Source organism: Thermogemmatispora sp. (assembly GCF_019683755.1).
GTDB lineage: Bacteria > Chloroflexota > Ktedonobacteria > Ktedonobacterales > Ktedonobacteraceae > Thermogemmatispora.
In genome coordinates this window covers 1-20,295 of record NZ_JADGHT010000043.1, presented here as the reverse complement: position 1 = coordinate 20,295, position 20,295 = coordinate 1, and the positions used below count along the sequence as shown (strand labels likewise).

Below are 20,295 nucleotides of genomic sequence, written 5' to 3'. Positions count from 1 at the left end.
ACTATGTTCAATATACCATCATTCCATCAATAAACGCTTTCCTTGAAAATATAGCTTGTCTTCGAGATCTACTGAAGGAGTTGGAGGAACGATGAAAAAGGATTCGCAGCAACAGCCTCGCCGCAGAGAGCCGAAGGCCACAGCTTCCTTTGAGGGAGAGGCGCAGTCTTCCACCCACCCAGCGGCAGAGCAGAGCCTCAGCGCTATGCTGCGTCAGCACGCCGAGCAACAGTTTGCCGAGGAGCTGACGGAGCTGGCGAAGGCAGACAGTCGTCAGCGCCCGCCCAACTGGCGCCTCTCTCCGTGGGCGGTGCGCACCTACCTGCTCGGCGGACGCCTTTCCAACGGCTTCGAGGTCTCACCCAAATATATCGGCAACGCCCGCCTGATCGAGATCGCTATCAGCACCCTGGCGACGGATCGCGCCTTGCTGCTCTACGGGCTGCCAGGTACGGCCAAATCCTGGGTCAGTGAGCATCTGGCAGCAGCCATCGCCGGCGACTCCACTCTGCTTATCCAGGGAACCGCAGGGACAGACGAGAGCGCACTGCGCTATGGTTGGAACTATGCTCGGCTGCTTGTGGAGGGACCGACACCGGCGGCGCTGGTGGCCAGCCCGTTGATGACAGCCATGCGCGAGGGGAAGCTGGCCCGGATCGAGGAGCTGACACGCATCTCTAGCGAGGTACAGGATACACTGATCACTATCCTCTCGGAGAAGACGCTGCCCATCCCCGAGCTGAATACAGAGGTGCAGGCACGGAAGGGCTTCAATGTGATTGCCACAGCGAATAATCGCGATAAGGGCGTCAATGATCTTTCCAGTGCGCTGATGCGCCGTTTCAATACGGTAGTACTTCCTCTCCCTCAAAATCTGGAAGAAGAGGTACGGATTGTAGAGCGGCGTGTAGCAGATCTAGGCCGAGCCCTGGAGCTGCCCGCTGAGAAGCCAGCACTGGAGGAGATTCGGCGCGTGGTAACGATCTTTCGTGAGCTGCGCGAGGGAAAAACACTCGATGGGAGCCTGAAGCTGAAGGTACCCAGCGGTACGCTTTCGACCGCGGAGGCCATTTCGGTGGTGAACAGTGGCCTGGCGCTGGCCGCCTATTATGGCGATGGAACACTCAGGGCTGGCGATCTGGCCGCAGGTTTGACAGGCGCCATTGTGAAGGACCCGGTACAGGACCGCGTTGTCTGGCTGGAGTACCTGCAGACGGTGATGAAGGAGCGCACTGGCTGGCAAGATCTCTATCGCGCCTGCCGGGAGGTGGTGTGAGCGGTGAGTTTCCACTTGTTCGGTATTCGTCATCATGGCCCCGGCTGCGCACGCAGCCTGCGCGCCGCTCTGGAGAAGCTGGCTCCTGATCTGGTGCTGGTAGAAGGCCCGGCTGATGCTCAGGAGATTCTGCCTCTGCTCAATCATCCGCGCATGGTGCCACCGGTTGCCTTGCTCATCTATCGGCCTGATCAGCCACGTCAGGCCAGCTACTTCCCATTGACGGTCTTCTCTCCTGAGTGGCAGACTCTGCGCTACGCTCTGGAGCAGGGTATTCCTGCGCGCTTCATTGATCTGCCGCTGGCCCGGCGCTTCGGCAGCAATGCCCAGGAGGCAGCAGTGCTGACGGCGGAGATGGTCGACGATCCACTCAGTCTGCTCTCACTGGCCGCTGGCTACCAGGACCATGAACTGTGGTGGGAGCAGCAGATCGAACAGCGGCGCAATGCGCAAGGCGTCTTTGACGGTATCCGTGAGGCGATGCGCGTCCTCCGCGGCGGCAGCCCTCCACGCAGCCAGGAGGATGCCTGGCGCGAGGCCCATATGCGTCAGATGCTGCGCCAGGCGCGCGCGGAGGGGTTTCAACGCATTGCTGTCGTCTGCGGTGCCTGGCACCTGCCTGCCCTTGAAGATCTCGATACCTTCTCCGAAGCCGAGGACCGCGCCTTACTGCAAGGCTTGAAGCCTGTGCGTGTAGCGGCGACTTGGATTCCCTGGAGCAACAACCGTCTGACCTATGCCAGCGGCTATGGCGCTGGCATCGCCGCCCCCGGCTGGTATGAGCTTCTCTGGTCAGCCCCATCTCAGGCCGGGATACGCTGGGTGATCCGCGCAGCCGAGCTGCTGCGTCAGGAGGGGTTCGATGTCTCCCCCGCTAGTACGATCGAGGCCGTGCGCCTGGCTGAGGCCCTGGCAGCGCTGCGCGATGTGAGTGCCCCAGGTCTGGCAGAGCTGCAAGAGGCCATTCAAAGTGTGCTTTGCCGGGGAGAGACAGCTCCTATGCTCCTGATTGAAGAGCGGCTGCTCATTGGTTCGCGTATGGGTAAGGTCCCCCCAGAAACGCCTGCAGTTCCTCTGCAGCGCGATCTAGAGCAACAACAGCGGCACCTGCGCTTGAAGCCTTCCCTCGAGGCCAAAGAGGTTGAGCTAGACCTGCGCAACGAGACTGATCGCGCCCGTAGTCGTTTGCTGCATCGGCTGCGCTTGCTTGGCATCCCCTGGGGTAAGCCGCAGACGATTGCTTCCAGCAAGCGCGGCACCTTCCATGAGCGCTGGATGCTGCAATGGGAGCACGAGTTTATTCTCCTTTTGATCGAAGCGAATGCCTGGGGCAATACTCTGGAGAGCGCCGCGACGAGCTTTGCTGTCAATGCGGCGGAGCGCTGCGAGCAACTGGCTCAGCTCACCGAGCTGCTGGACCGGGCCCTGCTAGCCGAACTGCCTTCAGCCGTTGCCCGGCTGCTGGAACGGATTCAGGCCTGCGCTGCTCTAGCCAGCGATGTGCGTTATCTCATGGATGCCATGCCTGCACTGGCCCGCATCGCCCGCTACGGCGATGTACGTGGGAGCGATATGCAGCAGGTGCGCACGATCGCTGAGGCTTTCTTCGCTCGCACAGTCATCAGCCTGCCGGGCGCCTGCCTGGCCCTCGATGAGGAGGCGGCGCGCACGCTCCTGATCAGCATCCAGCGCATGGACAGTAGCATCCTCACGCTCGCCGATGGGGAGATGTTCAAGGAATGGTGCGCCTTACTGGCCCGCTTGAGTGAGGAAGAACACCCTCATCCGCTCCTGCGCGGCTTCTTCTCTCGGCTCTTGCTGGACCGCCAGCTTATGGAGGCTGCTTCCCTCTCTAGACTGGCGCGTCGACAGTTGTCGCCCGCCCTGCCGCTAGAAGAGGCGGCCCTCTGGCTAGAGGGCCTGCTCAGTGGCCGAGGCCAGCGCTTGCTTGCACTCGATGATCTCTGGCAGGCACTCGATAGCTGGTTGCAGTCCCTGACCGCTGAGCGGTTCATGCTGCTGCTCCCCCTGCTCAGACGGGCTTTCCAGGGCTTTACCGCCGTGGAGCGGCGCGCGATGGGTGAGAAGGTCCGCTATCTTTACCGTTCTCGCTTAAGCCAAGGCGACAGCGAGGCCTTCGGGTTCGATGAAAAGCGCGCTCGCCTTGTCCTGCCTGTCTTGAGTCGTTTACTGGGGGTACCTCTCTATGCCAATTGACGAACAGGAACGCCTGCGCCGCTGGCGCCTCATTCTTGGCCGCCAGGCCGCCTCCGCGCTAGGACCGGGGGCTGACGAGTCAGCAGAAGATCAGCCCTCACTCAACCCCGATGATCAGAGGATCGATCACGCCCTGGAGCTTCTCTATGACGCTGAGCGCTCCGGCGGTTTGGGTGCATCAGCTCCCTACGTCCCGCACTGGTTAAGGGACATCCGTACCTACTTCCCTACTCCAGCCGTGCGCATCCTTCAGCAAGATGCCATCAATAAACTTAATCTGCGACAACTGCTGCTAGAGCCAGAGCTACTGGCTTCGGTTGAGGTCGACCTGCAGCTCGTTACAACGCTGCTTTCCCTGAAGAGCGCCTTGCCCGAGCGCACACGCGAGACGGCGCGCAGCGTTGTGCGTAAGCTGACAGAGGAGCTGGAGCGCAAACTGGCCTATCGCCTGGAGCAGGCGGTACATGGCAGCCTTCGCCACATCAGCCGAACCACGCACCCACGCTTTCCCGATATCGACTGGGACCGCACGATCCGCGCCAATCTCAAGCACTACCAGCGCGAGCGGCAGACACTTATTCCAGAGCGTCTCATTGGCTCTCAAAGACGACAGCGGCGCGCCTCTCTGCGCGATATCGTGCTCTGCGTTGACCAGAGCGGCTCAATGGCAGCCTCGGTTGTCTATGCCTCGATCTTTGGGGCGGTTCTGGCTTCGCTGCGAGCCGTGTCGACACGCATGATTGTCTTTGACACTGCCGTGGTTGACCTCAGCGAGCACCTGCAAGACCCAGTCGAGTTGCTCTTTGGGGCTCAGCTCGGCGGCGGCACCGATATCAATCAGGCCTTAGGCTATTGCCAGCAGATTATTAGGCGCCCACGCGAGACGATCTTAGTGCTGATTACGGACCTCTACGAGGGTGGAAACGCCGAGCAGATGCTGAAGCGTGCTGCCGCCCTGGTCAACAGTGGCGTCCAGTTCATCTGCTTGCTGGCTCTGAGCGATCAGGGAACACCAGCCTTTCATACCGCGCTGGCAGAACGCATGGCAGCGCTGGGTATCCCTACCTTTGCCTGCACACCGGAGCTGTTTCCTGAGCTGCTCGCCGCCGCTCTTCAGCGCCGCGACCTGAACATGTGGGCCGCCCAGCACGATATCGCCGCCGCGCGCCCCCTCCAGCCCTGAGAGGCTGACTGAAAGGGGTGCCGGCTCCCTAGGGGGAGCGGGGTTCTCTCTTGCTCTCCCCGCAGCTCTCTTCAGCCGACAGCGAGACAATCACTCCCTCTCTTGTTCATCGCTCAAGGAGCTAAAGAGATTGTTGAGTGCCTCGGCTAAAGTAGGGTGGGCAAAAATGGCATCGCGCAGCACCGTGTAGGAGAGTTTGCCGAGCATGGCGATCTCCAGCATGGCCATGATTTCGCCGCCTTCTATGCCGAGAACCGCCGCCCCAAGAATCTCCCCGCTGTCGGCATCCACGATGGCTTTCATGAAACCACGCGCCTCACCGACTTCCAGAGCGCGCGCAACGGCAGTCATAGGCATCCTGGCTACGCGAATGCGCTGCCCTCTGGCCCGAGCCTGCGCCTCGGTCAGCCCAAGGCGCCCAAGCTGAGGATCAATGAAGATGGTATAGGGAACGAACCGGTCACGAGTGGTAGCCCGGCCCCCTTCGAGGAGATTGATACGCAGAATACGAAAATCATCATACGATATGTGTGTAAAGGCAGGACCGACACGGGCGTCGCCAATAGCATAGATCCCCGGCACACTGGTTTCGAGACGCTCGTTAACGAGGATGCGCCCACGCTCGTCAGTCTGCACGCCACACGCTTCTAGGTTGAGCGTATCGGTATTGGGCAGGCGTCCTGTCGCCAGCAGCAGATGGGACGCCTTGATCTCTCGCTTGCCTTCGGGCGTGGTTACGCTCAGTTCAAGCTGGCCGTCTGTCGCAGGCTGCACCTGCTGGGGGGTGCTGTCTAGCAGCAGTTCAATGCCGTCTTCGCGCAGAATCTGAGCGACCGCCTCAGCCACATCGTCATCTTCATGCGCAAGCAGGCGCTTTCCACGATGAACAAGAGTGACACGACTGCCGAAGCGGCGGAACATCTGGCCAAATTCGAGGCCGACATAGCCCCCGCCGATAATCACCAAATGGGTAGGAAGACGATCCAGCTCCATGATAGAGGTTGAATCGAAGGCGGGGACCGTCTCTAACCCGGCGAGCTTTGGCCGGGCCGGCCTGGCTCCAACGTCAATTACAATGATCTCGCCCTGCAAGCGCTGGAACCCCCCAGCGCTTAGCCTTACTTCCAACTCCTTGGGGGCCACAAAGCGCGCCTCCCCTTGGAAGAGGTCAAGGCCTGGGGCTTCTCGAAGGCGCCGCTCACTCCCCTGGCGAAAGCTGTCAACAATGGCCCGCTTGCGCTCGCGCACAGTCTTCATGTCGATCGGCGGTTCGGCAGCGGTAAGCTGGACGCCGTAGTTGGCTGCCCGTCGGGCCAAGGCGGCTATGCGGGCGCTGGCGATCATGGTTTTGGTTGGCGTACAACCGGTATTAATGCAAGTACCGCCAATATGCTCGCGCTCGATGAGCGCAGTTTTCCGCCCAGCCGCAGCCAGCGCCGTGGCGAGCGGGCCGCCTCCCTGGCCAGCCCCGATGATGATGGCGTCATAGGTTGCTGTTACCTCTGTCATGCTGCCTCCTCTTGTGTCGCTGTGCTCGTTCGTGGGCCGGCATCCTCGGGCCGGGCCCCCTTGCCTATCCTTCGGTTACTAGATATGTGCTACAGCCAACACGCCTGGAGGCCGACAGCAGTGTCAACTGCCTCCGCTTCCAAAGACACGTAAGCCGGGCATACCTCTGGCTGGGCACTTCATGGTCTCCCATCTCGCCGGCGGAGGCCCCTGCTCAGAGGACCTGCGTCCAAATGGCAATACAGAGCCAGCTTGTTCGATAGCGTTCCCATTCCTCTGGCAGCTCGCTGAGAGCCTGCGCTACTTCCTCTGGTGCAAGGCCTAGGTACTGTGTAAACATCGGCTGTAGATGTTGCAGGGCTTGCAACACATCGCAACAGAAGAGTTTACCTATCTGTGATCCCCAGAGCGGGGCGACAATTTTCCGTACCTGTGGCACCAGGCCAAGCTCAGTAAAGCGCTCGGGGAGTTCCAGAGCAAAGGAGAGCTGGATGTCATGGCAGAGAAAGAGCCGGCGCAGCCAGTACTGCATCTGCAAGGTTTGAGGGCCCGGATTGAGACATTGATCGCTCAGCTCCACTAGCTCGATCCAGCCGGACAGCGCCGTCACGCGTCTTAACTCCGTCAGTGCCCGTCTCCAGGCAGTGAGGGGAATAGCTTCGGCCAGAAAGCGCTGATGAGTATAGTCACTGATCCCATCGGCTAAGGGCAGTCCTTCAAGCAGGCTGGCCTGAAGGACCCGGCAATTGCGGGGCAGCTTGCGTAGAAGGGTTAGGTTGCTATCAACGGTCAGTACATGGGCCTGAGCCCAGCGCCGTGCTGCTTCCTTAGCCCAGATCCCTGTCCCTGTGCCCACATCCACGATTATGCGCGGACATTCGACCGGCGCCAGGAAGTGCGTGCCCAGAAGACGGTAGAAGGTATAATGCTGAAACTCCAGACGGTCCTGTTCGCTGAGGGTGCGCGGTAACAGGTAGCAATCCTGAACCTCGGGCTGGGCCTGTTCATCCTGATAATGATTATGCGGCATGTCTGACCTGCCTCTCTATTCTTCAGAAGAACTGTCAGGATCAGATGAGAAGTCCCAATCACATGGGACATTAGAATTACTGTACTTCTATTCGCGCACTTCACACATTCACAGGTCGAGGGGAGTGCCTGGTCTGAGACAAGCTACTCAGGCATTTCCGTGCACAGGGTAGCCAGGGAAGAGAGAAGAAGTCAAGGGCGTTATCAGTACTTCGGTACGCCCTCAATCTTCTATCAGCCCATTGGGTGTCTGAGACGGTCAGCGTGCGCGCTCTCAAGTGCCGACAAAGCCTACGAGGCTTTTCGTGGGGTGGGAACAGTACTCGCCCTGGCTTCCTCCCGGCCAAGACTTTGGACTGGGCCAGACCAGGCGGCAGCTTGCCTTTGCCTGAATGGCGATGACGCTCTATAATACTACAAGGCAGTGCTTTCGGACGGAGGGCCGCTCGCTTTAGCGTAGCGGCCCTTAGCTTGCCGCTCCGACTCCGTGCCATGATCAGCCCCCGCGCTCCCAAGCAACGCATGGGGCGACTGCGCCACTATTTCTGCTGGATAGGAATGATTCTGAATTGATGAGGAATGCCTTTAGCAGCACTCTGGGCACAAGCACAGAGTCCGAGCCTGCGTTTTTCCCCTGGCAACAGCGCTTACTTCCCTTGCTGGAGGAGGCCCGCAAGCGTGCTCTACAGCGAGGACAAGCCATACTGGTCAGTGTCAGTGGCCCGCTGGCTACCGGGGACAGGGTGCCCAGTAGCCAGCGGCTCCGGCAGAGCGAGGAAGCAGCTTCTGATGCGGGGCGCACGAGCGGGACAGAGCAACTAACCCCGTTGGCCCTTGCTGGCTTTGATCCCCTGCAGTGCTTTGCGCTCGGCCCCTTGCTTGGCTACACGGAGCGTTTCTACTGGCAAGAGCCAGGGGAAGGACGGATCTTAGTCGGCCTGGGGAGGGCCATCTCACTGGAGGCTCAGGGAACCCAGCGTTTCCGTCAATTGGCTGGCGCCTGGCAACATCTGACAACGGAGGCGCTTGTCGAGCAGGTCCCGCTGGGTGTCCCCCTTACTAGCAGCCAACAGCCCCTTTTGTTTGGAGGCTTTGCCTTCGATCCTGAGCAGCCACGCTCAGACCTGTGGGAGGGCTTCCCCGATGGCTTGCTTGTGCTCCCCGCCTTCTTGTTTACGTTCGCTGCTCCGGCACCGACCCTGACTATCAACGTGCTGGTTGGGGCCGATGCGGACCCCCTGCAGATCGGGACCACGACTTTGGCGCAGCTAGAGGCACTTGCAGAAGCCTTGACGACCGCCAGCAGTCCTGCCTTCTCTCCACCCGCAGCGCCTGCAGCATCAACTCCCTCTTCTCTGCACTGTGAACCGCTGCTGCCACCGGCTGCCTGGATGGAGCTAGTGGCCCAAGCGGTATCTCAAATCCGACGCGGCGCCTATGAGAAAGTGGTACTTGCGCGAGCCGTGCGCCTGCTTCGCCAGTATGGGAGATTCGAGCCAGAGCCAGCCCTGCGACGCTTACGAGAGAGCTACCAGGAAGCCTATCTTTTCGCCTTCAGTCGCGCCGATCGCTGCTTTCTCGGCGCCACACCCGAACGCCTGGTAGAGGCTCAAGACGGCTTCCTTGAGACCATGGCCCTGGCCGGCTCCGCTCCTCGCGGTCGCACTCCCGAGGAGGATGAGCACTTTGCTAGCGAGCTGCTGCAGAGTCGTAAGAATCAGAGCGAACACCGGATTGTGGTGCAGATGCTCAGGCAAGCGCTTGAGCATCTCTGCACAGAGATAGAGACCGATCCCACACCGCACCTGCGTCGACTGAAGAATATTCAGCACTTGGAGACGCGCATCACTGGCAAGTTACCGCCAGGCCGCTCTGTGCTGGAGGCCCTGGAGGAGCTGCATCCTACGCCGGCAGTCGGTGGCTTCCCACGTGCTGCGGCACTGGCGGCGATTCGCGCCAACGAGCGGCTTGACCGCGGCTGGTACGCAGCTCCGATCGGCTGGGTGGATGCGGCAGGCAATGGCACGTTTGCTGTGGCGCTACGCTCGGCCCTCATTCGCGGTCAAGAGGCGACGCTCTTCGCCGGCGGCGGCATTGTAGCTGATTCCGATCCGGTCATCGAGTATGCTGAGACCCGCTGGAAATTCCGCGCCATGTTAGGGGCGCTGGGAGTGGAAGAAAACCATGATGAGAGCAGCTTCTAAGAGACAGATGCCGGCCAACCCTCTCTATGCCTATGTCGAGGCCTTTGTTTCTGAGCTGCGAAGAGCTGGTATCGCTCAGGTGGTGATCTGCCCAGGCTCCCGCTCGACACCACTCGCCCTGGCATTCGCCGAGGAGCAAGGCATACGCGTCTGGATGCATATCGATGAGCGCGCCGCGGCTTTCTTCGCCCTCGGCATGGCCAAACGCCTGGCCTCACCTGTAGCCTTGCTCTGTACTTCGGGCACAGCAGCAGCGAACTTTTTCCCAGCCATCATTGAGGCTAAATTGACACGCGTGCCACTCGTGGTACTGACCGCTGATCGCCCGCACGAGCTGCGCGATTGCGGAGCACCCCAGGCCATCGATCAGAATCGCCTCTACGGTGTCTATGTGAAATGGTTCGTAGATGTAGCGCTGCCGGAGGCTACCACGCCCGCTTTGCGCTATATCCGCACTGTGGCCAATCGCGCTGTGGCTCTGGCAAAGGCCACGCCTGCTGGCCCCGTCCATCTCAACCTGCCTTTCCGTGAGCCGCTGACGCCCGAACCGCAGCCTCAGCTCCTCCCTCCTGTCACTGAGCGTGACCCTCTGGCCTGGGATGGGCGCAACGAGCAGACCCCCTATGTGCGCGTGACCACAGCGCAGCAGGGCGGCCTGCCGGCCACTGAGGTAGCCCGTCTGGTCGGGCTGCTGCGCCTGCACCGGCGCGGCCTGATCGCCGCCGGACCACAGAGCGACCCTCGTCTCGCCTCAGCCTTGCGACGACTGGCCGAGCGCTGCGGCTATCCCTTGCTGGCCGACCCTCTCTCTCAGGTACGCAATGCTGGTCAGCCCGCGGGCCCCGTCATAAGTAGCTATGATGCCTTTCTGCGCAGCGAGCGTTTCGTAGCCGAGGCTGCTCCTGACCTGGTGCTGCGCTTTGGGGCCATGCCAACCTCTAAGCCACTATTGCTTTATTTGCAGCGCTATGCCGATCGGCCTCTCCTGGTGATAGACGGCTCAGGTGGCTGGGAAGAGCCAACGCAGCTCGCCTGTGAAATGCTCCATGCCGACCCGCTGACTGTCTGCGAGCAGCTTGCCGACGCGCTGGCCGCTGGCGACGAGCATGCTCCAGGCGAGAAGAAGGCAAGTTGGCTGGAGTGGTGGCAGCAGGTTGATCGCTTGACACGGCAGGCGCTTTGTCAGACAATGGGAACCTTCACGGAGCTGTTTGAGGGCCGGGTCTTCAGCGAGCTGGCCGAGCTGTTGCCAGACGGCAGCACGCTCTATGTTGGCAATAGCATGCCCGTACGCGATCTGGATACCTTTTTCTGGAGCGAACGGCGCATCCGTTGCCTGGGCAATCGGGGCGCTAATGGCATCGATGGCCTGCTTTCGAGCGCCCTGGGCGTCAGCGCCGCTCACCAGGTGCTGGCCGATAGCGGGCCAGTCGTGCTGGTGATCGGCGATCTGGCTTTCCTTCACGATCTCAATGGTCTGATCGCTGCCCATTTGCACAAGCTACCGCTGCTCGTCATTCTGATCAATAACGACGGAGGCGGAATCTTCTCCTTCCTCCCCCAGGCAGCCTACCCGGAGCACTTCGAGCAATTGTTTGGTACTCCTACTGGCCTGGATTTCGCGCCCGCGGTGGGCATGTACGGGGGACACTTCCGGCGCGTGGCCTCGTGGGAAGAGTTCCGCACGGCCTGCCGGGAAGGGCTAAGCTACCCGGGATTGCAGGTGATCGAGCTACCAAGCGAGCGCACACGCAATGTGCAGCTCCATCGTCAACTCTGGCGAGCGGTGGATCAGGCCTTGTATTCCGTGACCAGCGAGGGAATATAATGAAGGTGCAGGTTGAGCGCCTTTTTCTCCAGGTCAATGGGCTGCATCTCAGTCTGCTTCAGCTCCACCCGACGAAGCCGCAAAATTGCCCCGTGTTAGTGCTGCTGCATGGTTTCACGGGGAGCGCTCTCGGCTGGGGTTCCTTACTAGAGGAGCTGGCCACTGCAGGCTTGAGCATCGTGGCTTTGGACCTACACGGTCACGGCCTCTCGGACGCTCCTTCTGATCCTGAGCGCTACAGTATGGAGCACTGCCGAGCCGACCTGCTGGAGGCCCTGCGCCAACTAGGGATTGCTCCCGGCGAGGCCATCTTACTTGGCTACTCGCTAGGCGGACGCATCGCGCTCTATTGCGCCTTCTCCGGCTTCTTCCGTGCACTCATTCTGGAAAGCGCCTCAGCGGGCATTGCCGATCCCCAGGAGCGCGAAGAGCGCCGTCGTCAGGACGAGGAGCTGGCCGCCAGTATCGAGCGTGAGGGAGTGGCGGCTTTCGTGGCCCGTTGGGAGCAGCAGCCGCTCTTTGCCAGTCAGCAGCGGCTGCCAGAGGAGCTGCGCGCCGCCTTGCGCGCCCAGCGCCTCGCTAACCGGGCAGAGGGACTGGCTGGAAGCCTGCGCGGAGTGGGCACCGGCGTGCAGCCTCCGCTGTATGCCAGGTTACCAGAGCTTCAGCTCCCGGTGCTCCTCATCTGCGGAGCCTTGGATGAGAAGTTCTGCGCCATTGGCAGAGAGATGGCAGCGCTCCTGCCGCAGGCCAGACTGGCAATCGTTCCCGAGGCCGGTCACACGGTCCACCTGGAACAACCAGCGCGCTTCCTTGAGCTGGTTCTTTCCTTCTGTTCAGCGCTGTCAATCTCAAGCGGGTCGCAGCGCAATGCCGCCGCGGCTCCGTAGTATTTAGCTTAGCCATCAGTGAAGAAAGGGGAACAGTTAACGCTATGCCTGTCAACTGGCAGAAGGTCTGCGATTATCAGGACATTATTTTCGAGAAGGCTGAGGGTATCGGCAAGATCACGATTAATCGTCCAGAGGTCCATAACGCCTTTCGTCCCGAAACCTTGAGCGAGATGATCGACGCCTTCAATCGCTGCCGTGAGGACCCTGAGATCGGCGTAGTGATTCTAACCGGCGCTGGCACGAAAGCTTTCTGCTCGGGAGGCGATCAGCGCGTGCGCGGTGAAGGAGGCTATGTCGATCAGAGCGGCGTGCCACGCTTGAATGCTCTTGATCTACAAAAGGTCATCAAATACCTACCGAAGCCTGTTATTGCGATGGTTGCCGGTTATGCCATCGGAGGCGGCCATGTACTACATGTGCTCTGCGACCTGACGATCGCCGCCGATAACGCACGCTTTGGCCAAGCCGGGCCACGCGTAGGCAGCTTTGATGCTGGCTGGGGCGCGACGATGCTAGCCCGCATCGTGGGGCACAAGAAGGCGCGCGAGATCTGGTATCTCTGCCGTCAGTATACGGCTCAGGAAGCCTACGAGATGGGCCTTGTTAATAAGGTGGTGCCTCTGGAGCAACTGGAGGAGGAGACCATTAAATGGGCGAAAGAGTTGCTAGAGAAGAGTCCCACCGCGCTGCGCTTCCTGAAGGCCGCCTTTAACGCCGATACCGACGGCCTGGCCGGTTTGCAGGATCTGGCCGGTAATGCGACCATGCTGTTCTACATGACCGACGAGGGCAAAGAAGGACGTAACGCCTTCCTGGAGAAGCGCAAGCCGGATTTCTCAAAGTTCCCACGTCTGCCCTAGCTCACGCGCTCTGATCACACTCAGGTTCAGCCCCAATGAGCGCCGATCTCAGACTGGAATCCATTGGCTGGCAGGTCTACCGGCTGCCGCTGCGGCACCCTTTTCGTACAGCCCACGCTCTGCTGACCGAGCGCCAGGGGGCAATTGTCAGAGCGATTAGCGTAGACGGCGACCAACAGGGCTATGGCGAGCTAGCCCCACTGCCGCCCTTTAGTCCATCGCTCAGCCACACCTTAGCTGCGCTGCCGAAGCTGGTCAGGTCCCTGGCGGGCCTCCCCCTGGCCGGTGCGCTGGCTGTGCTCGACAAAGCTCAGCACCAGGGGGAGACACACTGGCCAGCTCCGGCGATGTTCGCACTGGAGGTGGCCTTGCTTGACTTGCAGGCGCGCCTCCGTGGGCAGGGCCTGCTTGCCCCCTACGCACGCCAGGCGGTGCCAGTTAACGCTGTCATCGGCGCCTCTCCTCCCGATGAGGCCGCCCGCGCTGCCCGTCAGGCAGTGGCCGCCGGCTTCCGCTGTCTAAAGCTGAAACTGAGCGGAGACGAGCAAGAGGACAGTGAGCGTCTGGCTGCGGTGCGCTCAAGCGTGGGCAATACCATTGCCCTGCGCCTGGACGCTAACGCAAGCTGGAGTCTGTCCCAGGCCGAGCAGTTGCTACGGGCCTGGGCCTCCTATGCGATCGAGTACATCGAGCAGCCGCTTGCCGCTGCTGATCTGGAGGGACTGCGTCAGCTACGCCGTCGCTCACCTATTCCTATCGCCGTCGATGAGAGCCTGAGTAGCCTGGAAAGCGCCCGTCAGATCATGGACCTGGAGGCTGCCGATGTACTGATCCTCAAGCCGCAGTTTCTGGGTGGCCTACGACCCGCGCTGCGGCTTGTCGAGGAGGCCTCAGCCCGCGGGATGCAGTGTATCATCACCAGTGCCCTGGAAGCCGGCATCGGCGTCTGCGCCGCTCTCCACCTGGCCGCCGCTCACCCTGCCTTAACCCAGGCCGCTGGCCTGGCGACGCTCTCCCTGCTGACAAGCGATTTGCTCAGCGAGCCGCTCAGGCTCCAGGCCGGCATGCTCTATGTGCCAGCAGGGCCAGGCCTGGGCGTGAGTCTCGATCAGGCCAGCCTGGCACGCCATGCAGTACTATAAGAACAACACGAATTGAAGAGCAGAGGAAAGGAGGGGAAAAAGAAAGCAGCATGTCCGTTGACCTGCCCCCGAGTCAAGCAAGTAGCCAGCTTATACCCGACTGGCTGCAGCGCTGTGCAGAAAATCGCCCCCAGCATCTGGCCGTACAGAGTGGAGCAGTGCGCTGGAGCTTTGCCGAGTTAGCCCAGCAGGCCATGCGACTGGCAGAACAACTAGCTGCCCTCGGTGTCACGAGCGGCAGTCGTGTCGCCTTACTGGCAGCTAACAGCCCGGCCTTTGTCGCCTGTGTTCATGCCCTGACGCGTCTGCGCGCCATTCTTGTTCCACTGAATACCCGCCTGAGCGAGGCAGAGCTAAGCTGGCAGCTTCAGGATGCACGGGTCAGCCTCCTGCTCAGCGATGCCGGTCAGGCCGCGCGCGCAGAGCGTCTGGCCAGCAACCTGGCACCACTGACTCATGCCTGCTTGCGGCTTCAGCCCAATGGCTCTATCGAGCTTGATCCTGCTCCTCAGCAGGGACCGCCAGCAGCGTTTACCCCTGTGCTGCTGATTGACCTCAATGCTGTACAGGCTATCATGTACACCTCGGGCACCACGGGAGAGCCGAAAGGCGTCCTCATTACCTACGGCATGCACTGGTGGAACGCCGTTAGCTCCGCCCTTAATCTAGGGCACCACCTCGACGATTGCTGGCTGGCCTGCCTGCCATTCTTCCACATTGGCGGCCTGACAATCATCATGCGCAGCGTCATCTATGGCATCACCATCAATGTTCACGAGAAATTCGACCCGTTGGCCATCAACCGCTCTATTTTCAGCGAGGGTGTCACCATCATTTCGGTAGTAGCCGTTATGCTGCAGCGGATGCTAGAGGCTCTAGAGCAAGAGCACCCAGGCGAGCGCTACCCGGGCCATCTACGCTGCGTGCTGCTTGGAGGTGGTCCAGCACCGCGTCCTTTGCTGGAAGCCTGCGCCGCGCGCGGCATACCGGTCGTGCAAACCTATGGCCTCACCGAAGCCTGCTCACAGGCAGCGACGCTTTCGCCCGCCGAGGCGCTGCGCAAGCTAGGCTCCGCCGGGCGTCCACTGCCAGCGGTCCAACTGGAGATTCGCCAGGACGGTCGGCGTGCCGCCCCCGGGGAGGCCGGCATGATCTACCTCAAGGGACCAACCATTACCCCAGGCTATGCCAACCGTCCCGAGGCGACACGCGAGGCTCTTCAGGATGGCTGGCTGGCAACAGGCGATATTGGCTATCTAGACGAAGAGGGCTATCTCTACGTCCTTGACCGCCGCTCCGACCTGATCATATCCGGCGGCGAGAATATCTATCCCGCCGAAATCGAGGCGGCTCTTCTCAGCCATCCCGCTGTCGCGGAAGCTGGCGTCTGTGGTCAGCCTGATCCCCAGTGGGGGCAAGTTCCCATCGCCTTTGTGCGCCTGCATCCTGATCAGACAACCAGCGCCGAAGAGCTACTCGCTCACCTGCAAACACGCCTGGCCCGCTACAAGCTCCCGCGCGCGATCCACTTTGTGGCCGAGCTACCACGTAACTCCTCCGGCAAACTGCTGCGTCGCCAGCTTCCTTCTTTGCTCAATCATGCGGTAGACTGATAGCATACAAAGAGACCGCCAGGGGCCGCCCAAGCACGGTGGCTGGCTGCGGCTGTCCTCTGTCTCCACGGTCTGCGCCTAAAGAAAAGAGAGGGGAGACGCAGGCAGCCCAGGAGAAAGGAGCTTCAGCAATGCAACGTATAGCCTTCCTGATGAGTGTAAAGCCTGGCTATGAAGAGGAATATAAGCGTCGCCACGATGAGATCTGGCCCGAAATGCTGGAAGCACTGCGCCGCGCAGGCGCTCGCAACTATAGCATCTTTCGCCACGGCACCCAGCTCTTTGCCTACTTGGAAACCGATGACTTTGAGCGTATGGCCAAAACGCTGGCAGAGGATCCCGTCAATCAGCGCTGGCAACAGTGGATGGCCGAGATCATGACCCAGGAGATCGATCCACAAACCCAATGGCCTCCACTCTTGCCCGAGATGTTCCACATGGATTAGCTCTTGCAGCAGATGCAGGGATAGCCAGAACAGGGTCGTTTGAATCTCCAGGCGTTCGACGTCCCTGTTCTCTTTTTTATCCTGCACATGCTTATGCCTTAGCTGTCTCCACTAGACCGGGACTGTATCCTCCAGACCGGGTTCCTCGTGTAGAAAAAGACGACGTATCGTCCAGAGCAGATCACCTGCTCAGTCTCCTAGCGAGGAACGGAGGTTATCATGCCAGACAAGCAACCCCTTAAAGGGGTCAGTGAAAAAGAAGAACGCCAGTACGAGCACATCAAAGAAGAGGCAGAGAAGAGCGGACGCTATGGTAAGCGTGCCAAGGAGGTAGCTGCACGTACCGTGATGAAACAGCACCGCGAGAAAGGACATAAGAAAGGCGAATAGCTGCGAGACGCCTTTCTTAGTCAGGTGCCACTACGAGCAGAAAGGGAGGAAAGGCTCCGCCAGAGAGCTGGAAAGGCAGAGCTTTCCTTCCCGTCTGCCGCGTTCTCTCTGCCAGTTTCTTCACCCTTACCACAAGCCAGACGGCTTCTCAAGCCATCTCCTCTTGACACCCCTGCCGTTATCACCTATAACTAAACCAACAAAAAAGCTGTAAGATTTCAGCCCGCCCCTGGGCAGACGGACCAGCGAGGCAAGTCCTCTCCTGTCATTCAAGACCTTCCTCTCTGGTCCGCAGGGTCAACAGGAGTCAGACGCGCCAAGTCTGCGCCCCCTACCAGGAAAGGCAACCACCAGAACCAGAGGAGAGTAGCCTGAGCAGCGCAGCCAGAGCAGGCAAGGCACGCTAGCAAAGAGCCAAGGCAGGCAGATCCCCAGCGCCCTTCAGGGAGAGCAGCAACATTCAGCTCAAGCCAAACATTATAAGCTAGCGAAGCGACAGGAGTAGAGAGCGATGGTCTCATCAGCAACACAGACACCGGTCCTGCGTAACTACATTGGCGGCACCTGGCGCCAGGCCGAGGCCAGCGAGACCCTCGAAGTGCGCAATCCCGCTACAGATGAAGTGCTGGCACATGTGCCCCTCAGTAACGCTCGCGATGTCGACGCCGCTGTCTCAAGTGCTGTAGCCGCCTTTCCCGACTGGCGCGCCACGCCTCCACAGGAACGCGCCCGCTATCTCTTCAAACTGCGTGCCCTCCTTGAGGAGCAGCGCGAAGAACTGGCCCGCCTTATCACCACAGACATGGGTAAAACACTCGACGACGCTCGCGGCGAGGTTCAGCGTGGCATCGAGAACGTCGAGACAGCCTGCGGCATTCCCTCGCTCATGATGGGCTATGGATTAGAGGACGGAGCCGCCCGCGGTATCGATGAAGAAGTCATCTATCAGCCTCTAGGGGTCTGTGCCGCCATCACCCCTTTCAACTTTCCTTTCATGATCGCGTTCTGGTTCTGGCCCTATGCCGTCGCCTGCGGCAACACCTTCATTGTCAAGCCTTCTGAACAAGATCCCATCGTCCAACAGCGCGTCTTTGAACTCATTGACCAGGTCGGTTTTCCTCCAGGTGTCATCAACCTCGTCAACGGCGGCGAAGAGGCCGTCGACGCTCTGCTCGACCATCCTCGGATCAAGGCCATTTCCTTTGTTGGCTCAACCAAAACCGCAGCCTATGTCTATGCCCGCGCCGCCGCACAGGGCAAACGCGTGCAGGCTTCCGGAGGGGCCAAGAACGCCATCGTAATCATGCCCGACGCCGACCTTGATAGCCATCTGGGCACTATCATGAACTCCTGCTTTGGCGCCGCCGGGCAGCGCTGTCTGGCTAACTCTCTCATCATGCCGGTTGGCGAAGCCCACGCCCATACCCGCCAGCGCCTGATAGAGGCCGCTGCCCGTCTGCGCCTTGGCAATGGCCTTGAGCCGGGCGTCGATATGGGTCCCGTCGTCTCGGCTCCAGCCCGCGACCGGATCGTGGCCACTATCAGCCAGGGAATCGCAGAAGGTGCTCAGCCAGCTCTCGACGGACGCCACGTCAGTGTCCCCGCCTATCCTCGCGGCTACTTCGTCGGGCCAACGATCCTGGATGAGGTCCATCCCGGCATGAGCGTCTATCGCGAGGAAATCTTCGGCCCTGTTGTCAGCATCACACCAGTCACTAGCCTTGAGGAGGCCATCTCCCTCATTAACGCCGGCGATTATGGTAATGCCGCATCAATCTTCACCCGCAGCGGGGCCGCAGCCCGCGAATTTCGCTATCGCGTTGAGGTTGGCAACGTCGGCATCAACATTGGCGTGGCGGCTCCAATGGCTTACTTTCCTTTCAGCGGCGCAAAGCGCTCCTTCTTCGGCACCCTTCATCCCCAGGGACGCGACGCCGTCCGCTTTTTTACCGAGAGCAAGGTGGTGATCTCGCGCTGGATCAGCGGCGAGGGCAGCCGCGTAAGCGGCATCGGACGCTAGCTGAAGCCCCATAGCATGATTGACTGGCGACCAGCAGTACGCAGCTCGTCCCCAGCGGAGAGTGGGCGCCGGGAAAAAAGGCGCCCGCTATTTTTTGGTCTAGTGGTCTAGATGTCTTGACAGATTGCGGCGGAGTGAGTATAGTTTCTAAAGAACTGGTCTAGACGATCGATCATATTTCTCAAGCGAGGGTCGGAGGCAGAGAAGGGCTGCGCCGACCGAGAAAGGAGTGAGCAGAGGCAGGCACGGCGCGGGGAAGCGACTGGGGGGAGAGGGAGAAGAGGAGGCGAGCGTCCGTGACAGCCATGCGCCGAGAGACGAGAAGGGCCCAGATTACCCCAAAGCGATCGCCAATACCGAGCGGCTCAGCTTAGCCGTTGAGGGGCGAGCACGAAGCCAGTGGCGTCCCAGGAGACGGCGGGAGCGAGAGAGCGCAGGCACAATTTTGCTCAGAGGGAGAGCGAGCGAGGGCAGGTTAACGCCCAATGAAGGCGCGACCATACTAGTCGATCAGGCCCACGCGGAGCATCACCAAGCGGTAGATACTCACCGTATTTCAAGAGCCGTTACAGGAGGTTCTTTGTGTTTGGCAACCCAGCACACACAACTGGCATGAAGCTCAAGGCCGGCACGCTGTGCCTCAGCCTCCTGGCCGTTCTCGTACTGCTGCTCACAGCCTGCGGCGGGAGCAGCTCGCAGAGCAGCCAGTCTGGCAAAAAGGTTCTTACTCTGGCTGCTCAGGCCAGTGCCTTCACTGACCAGGGATTCAACCCCTATGCCTCCACGCCCAACATTGGCATCAATGGCTTTGTCTACGAGACACTTGAATTCTGCAACGTCAACGACAACACCTATCATCCCTTGTTGGCACTCAGCCACCAGTTCAACAGCGACTACACCCAGGTCACCTTTCACCTGAGGCAGGGCGTGAAATGGAACGATGGTCAGCCCTTTAGCGCCGATGATGTGGTCTTCACCTTCAACGCCTTGAAACAATATCCCGCAGCCGACCTGAATGGCGACTGGGGCTATCTCAAGAGCGTTGTTGCGCCCGATGCCAATACGGTCGTCATGACCTTCCAGAAACCTTTCCCCGGTGCCCTCTACTACATCGCTGGCCTGACGGTTATCATCCCCAAGCATATCTTTGAATCGGTCGGCGACGTCACCAAGTATTACAACAGCAAGCCGGTTGGCACCGGACCATTTGTCGTAGCCAAATATACGCCAGATCTTCTGGTGCTTGACAAGAACCCCAACTACTATCAAGCCAACCTCGTCAAGGTCGACGAAATCAAGGAGCCGCGCTACAAAGACAACGACGCTTTCAAGCTGGTCATGCCCACTGGCCAGGTCGACTGGTCGGGCTACTATGCAGACAATCTGCAGCAAAACTTTGTCGCCAAGGACCCGCAGCACTTCCATTACTTCATGGCCCCGGTCGATGAGTTCGGCATTTTCATTGACGTTCACGATCCGCTGCTCAGCGATGTAGCGGTGCGCAAGGCAATTAGCCTGGCCATTGACCGGCAAGCGGCAGCGCAGCAGGGTGAGTCGGGTCTGGTACCTCCTGTCCCGCAGAGTGGCTTGTTGCCCACGCCAGGCAACCAGCAATATGTACTGCCGGAGTACGCCAACCTGCCTACCACGCCCAACCCAAGCCAGGCCCAGCAGCTTCTCAAGAG

Annotated in this window: 15 protein-coding genes; 13 read left to right on the top strand and 2 right to left on the bottom strand. The window is 60.3% G+C overall.

From position 1 onward, the window contains the following. Positions 1–205 precede the first annotated feature (205 nt). Genes IRZ24_RS05175 through IRZ24_RS05165 form a run of 3 tightly spaced genes read left to right on the top strand, consistent with a single transcriptional unit; the run spans position 206 to position 4,676 of the window. A complete protein-coding gene (locus IRZ24_RS05175; RefSeq protein ID WP_366914236.1) occupies positions 206–1,276 on the top strand; it encodes an AAA family ATPase in 1,071 nt (356 codons plus the stop codon). Between the two features lie 3 nt (positions 1,277–1,279). Then, the gene (locus IRZ24_RS05170; RefSeq protein ID WP_297160888.1) at positions 1,280–3,493 is read left to right on the top strand and encodes a DUF5682 family protein; all 2,214 of its coding nucleotides are present in this window, start codon (positions 1,280–1,282) and stop codon (positions 3,491–3,493) included. Further along, on the top strand, positions 3,483–4,676 hold the full coding sequence (locus IRZ24_RS05165; protein WP_297160887.1) for a VWA domain-containing protein: 1,194 nt from the start codon (positions 3,483–3,485) through the stop codon (positions 4,674–4,676). The genes IRZ24_RS05170 and IRZ24_RS05165 overlap by 11 nt, the downstream gene beginning before the upstream one ends. A 90-nt stretch (positions 4,677–4,766) precedes the next feature. On the opposite strand, the gene IRZ24_RS05160 is transcribed toward IRZ24_RS05165, so the two are convergent. Together IRZ24_RS05160 and IRZ24_RS05155 are read right to left on the bottom strand one after the other, a co-directional pair. Next, positions 4,767–6,185 (bottom strand): mercuric reductase, encoded by a 1,419-nt coding sequence (locus tag IRZ24_RS05160; RefSeq protein ID WP_297160886.1) that lies wholly within the window; start codon positions 6,183–6,185, stop codon positions 4,767–4,769. Positions 6,186–6,399: 214 nt separating this feature from the next. Further along, a complete protein-coding gene (locus IRZ24_RS05155; RefSeq protein WP_297160885.1) occupies positions 6,400–7,215 on the bottom strand; it encodes a class I SAM-dependent methyltransferase in 816 nt (271 codons plus the stop codon). Between the two features lie 571 nt (positions 7,216–7,786). Here IRZ24_RS05155 and IRZ24_RS05150 point away from each other — a divergent pair. The 10 genes from IRZ24_RS05150 to IRZ24_RS05105 all read left to right on the top strand — a co-directional run. Then, the gene (locus tag IRZ24_RS05150; protein ID WP_297160884.1) at positions 7,787–9,418 is read left to right on the top strand and encodes an isochorismate synthase; all 1,632 of its coding nucleotides are present in this window, start codon (positions 7,787–7,789) and stop codon (positions 9,416–9,418) included. A 7-nt stretch (positions 9,419–9,425) separates the two neighbouring features. Continuing rightward, positions 9,426–11,246 (top strand): 2-succinyl-5-enolpyruvyl-6-hydroxy-3-cyclohexene-1-carboxylic-acid synthase, encoded by a 1,821-nt coding sequence (gene menD / locus IRZ24_RS05145; protein ID WP_297160883.1) that lies wholly within the window; start codon positions 9,426–9,428, stop codon positions 11,244–11,246. After that, positions 11,246–12,136 carry a 2-succinyl-6-hydroxy-2,4-cyclohexadiene-1-carboxylate synthase gene (gene menH, locus IRZ24_RS05140; protein ID WP_297160882.1) on the top strand — a complete coding sequence of 297 codons (891 nt, stop codon included), beginning with the start codon at positions 11,246–11,248 and terminating at the stop codon, positions 12,134–12,136. The genes menD and menH overlap by 1 nt, the downstream gene beginning before the upstream one ends. Positions 12,137–12,180: 44 nt before the next feature. Continuing rightward, positions 12,181–12,999: a 1,4-dihydroxy-2-naphthoyl-CoA synthase gene (gene menB / locus IRZ24_RS05135; RefSeq protein WP_297160881.1), complete on the top strand. Its 819-nt coding sequence runs from the start codon at positions 12,181–12,183 to the stop codon at positions 12,997–12,999. Positions 13,000–13,034: 35 nt separating this feature from the next. Then, positions 13,035–14,141, top strand: a complete 1,107-nt coding sequence (gene menC, locus IRZ24_RS05130; RefSeq protein WP_297160880.1) for an o-succinylbenzoate synthase — start codon at positions 13,035–13,037, stop codon at positions 14,139–14,141. Between the two features lie 50 nt (positions 14,142–14,191). Continuing rightward, positions 14,192–15,754 (top strand): o-succinylbenzoate--CoA ligase, encoded by a 1,563-nt coding sequence (locus tag IRZ24_RS05125; RefSeq protein ID WP_297160879.1) that lies wholly within the window; start codon positions 14,192–14,194, stop codon positions 15,752–15,754. Between the two features lie 131 nt (positions 15,755–15,885). Continuing rightward, on the top strand, positions 15,886–16,200 hold the full coding sequence (locus tag IRZ24_RS05120; RefSeq protein ID WP_297160878.1) for an L-rhamnose mutarotase: 315 nt from the start codon (positions 15,886–15,888) through the stop codon (positions 16,198–16,200). 219 nt (positions 16,201–16,419) lie between these two features. Beyond that, positions 16,420–16,590 carry a hypothetical protein gene (locus tag IRZ24_RS05115; protein ID WP_297160877.1) on the top strand — a complete coding sequence of 57 codons (171 nt, stop codon included), beginning with the start codon at positions 16,420–16,422 and terminating at the stop codon, positions 16,588–16,590. A gap of 511 nt (positions 16,591–17,101) precedes the next feature. Further along, complete coding sequence (locus tag IRZ24_RS05110) at positions 17,102–18,610, top strand: CoA-acylating methylmalonate-semialdehyde dehydrogenase (RefSeq protein ID WP_297160876.1); 1,509 nt, start codon at positions 17,102–17,104, stop codon at positions 18,608–18,610. A 582-nt stretch (positions 18,611–19,192) separates the two neighbouring features. Then, positions 19,193–20,295, top strand: a 1,103-nt coding sequence (locus IRZ24_RS05105; RefSeq protein WP_297160875.1) for an ABC transporter substrate-binding protein, incomplete at its 3' end; no start/stop codon positions are given.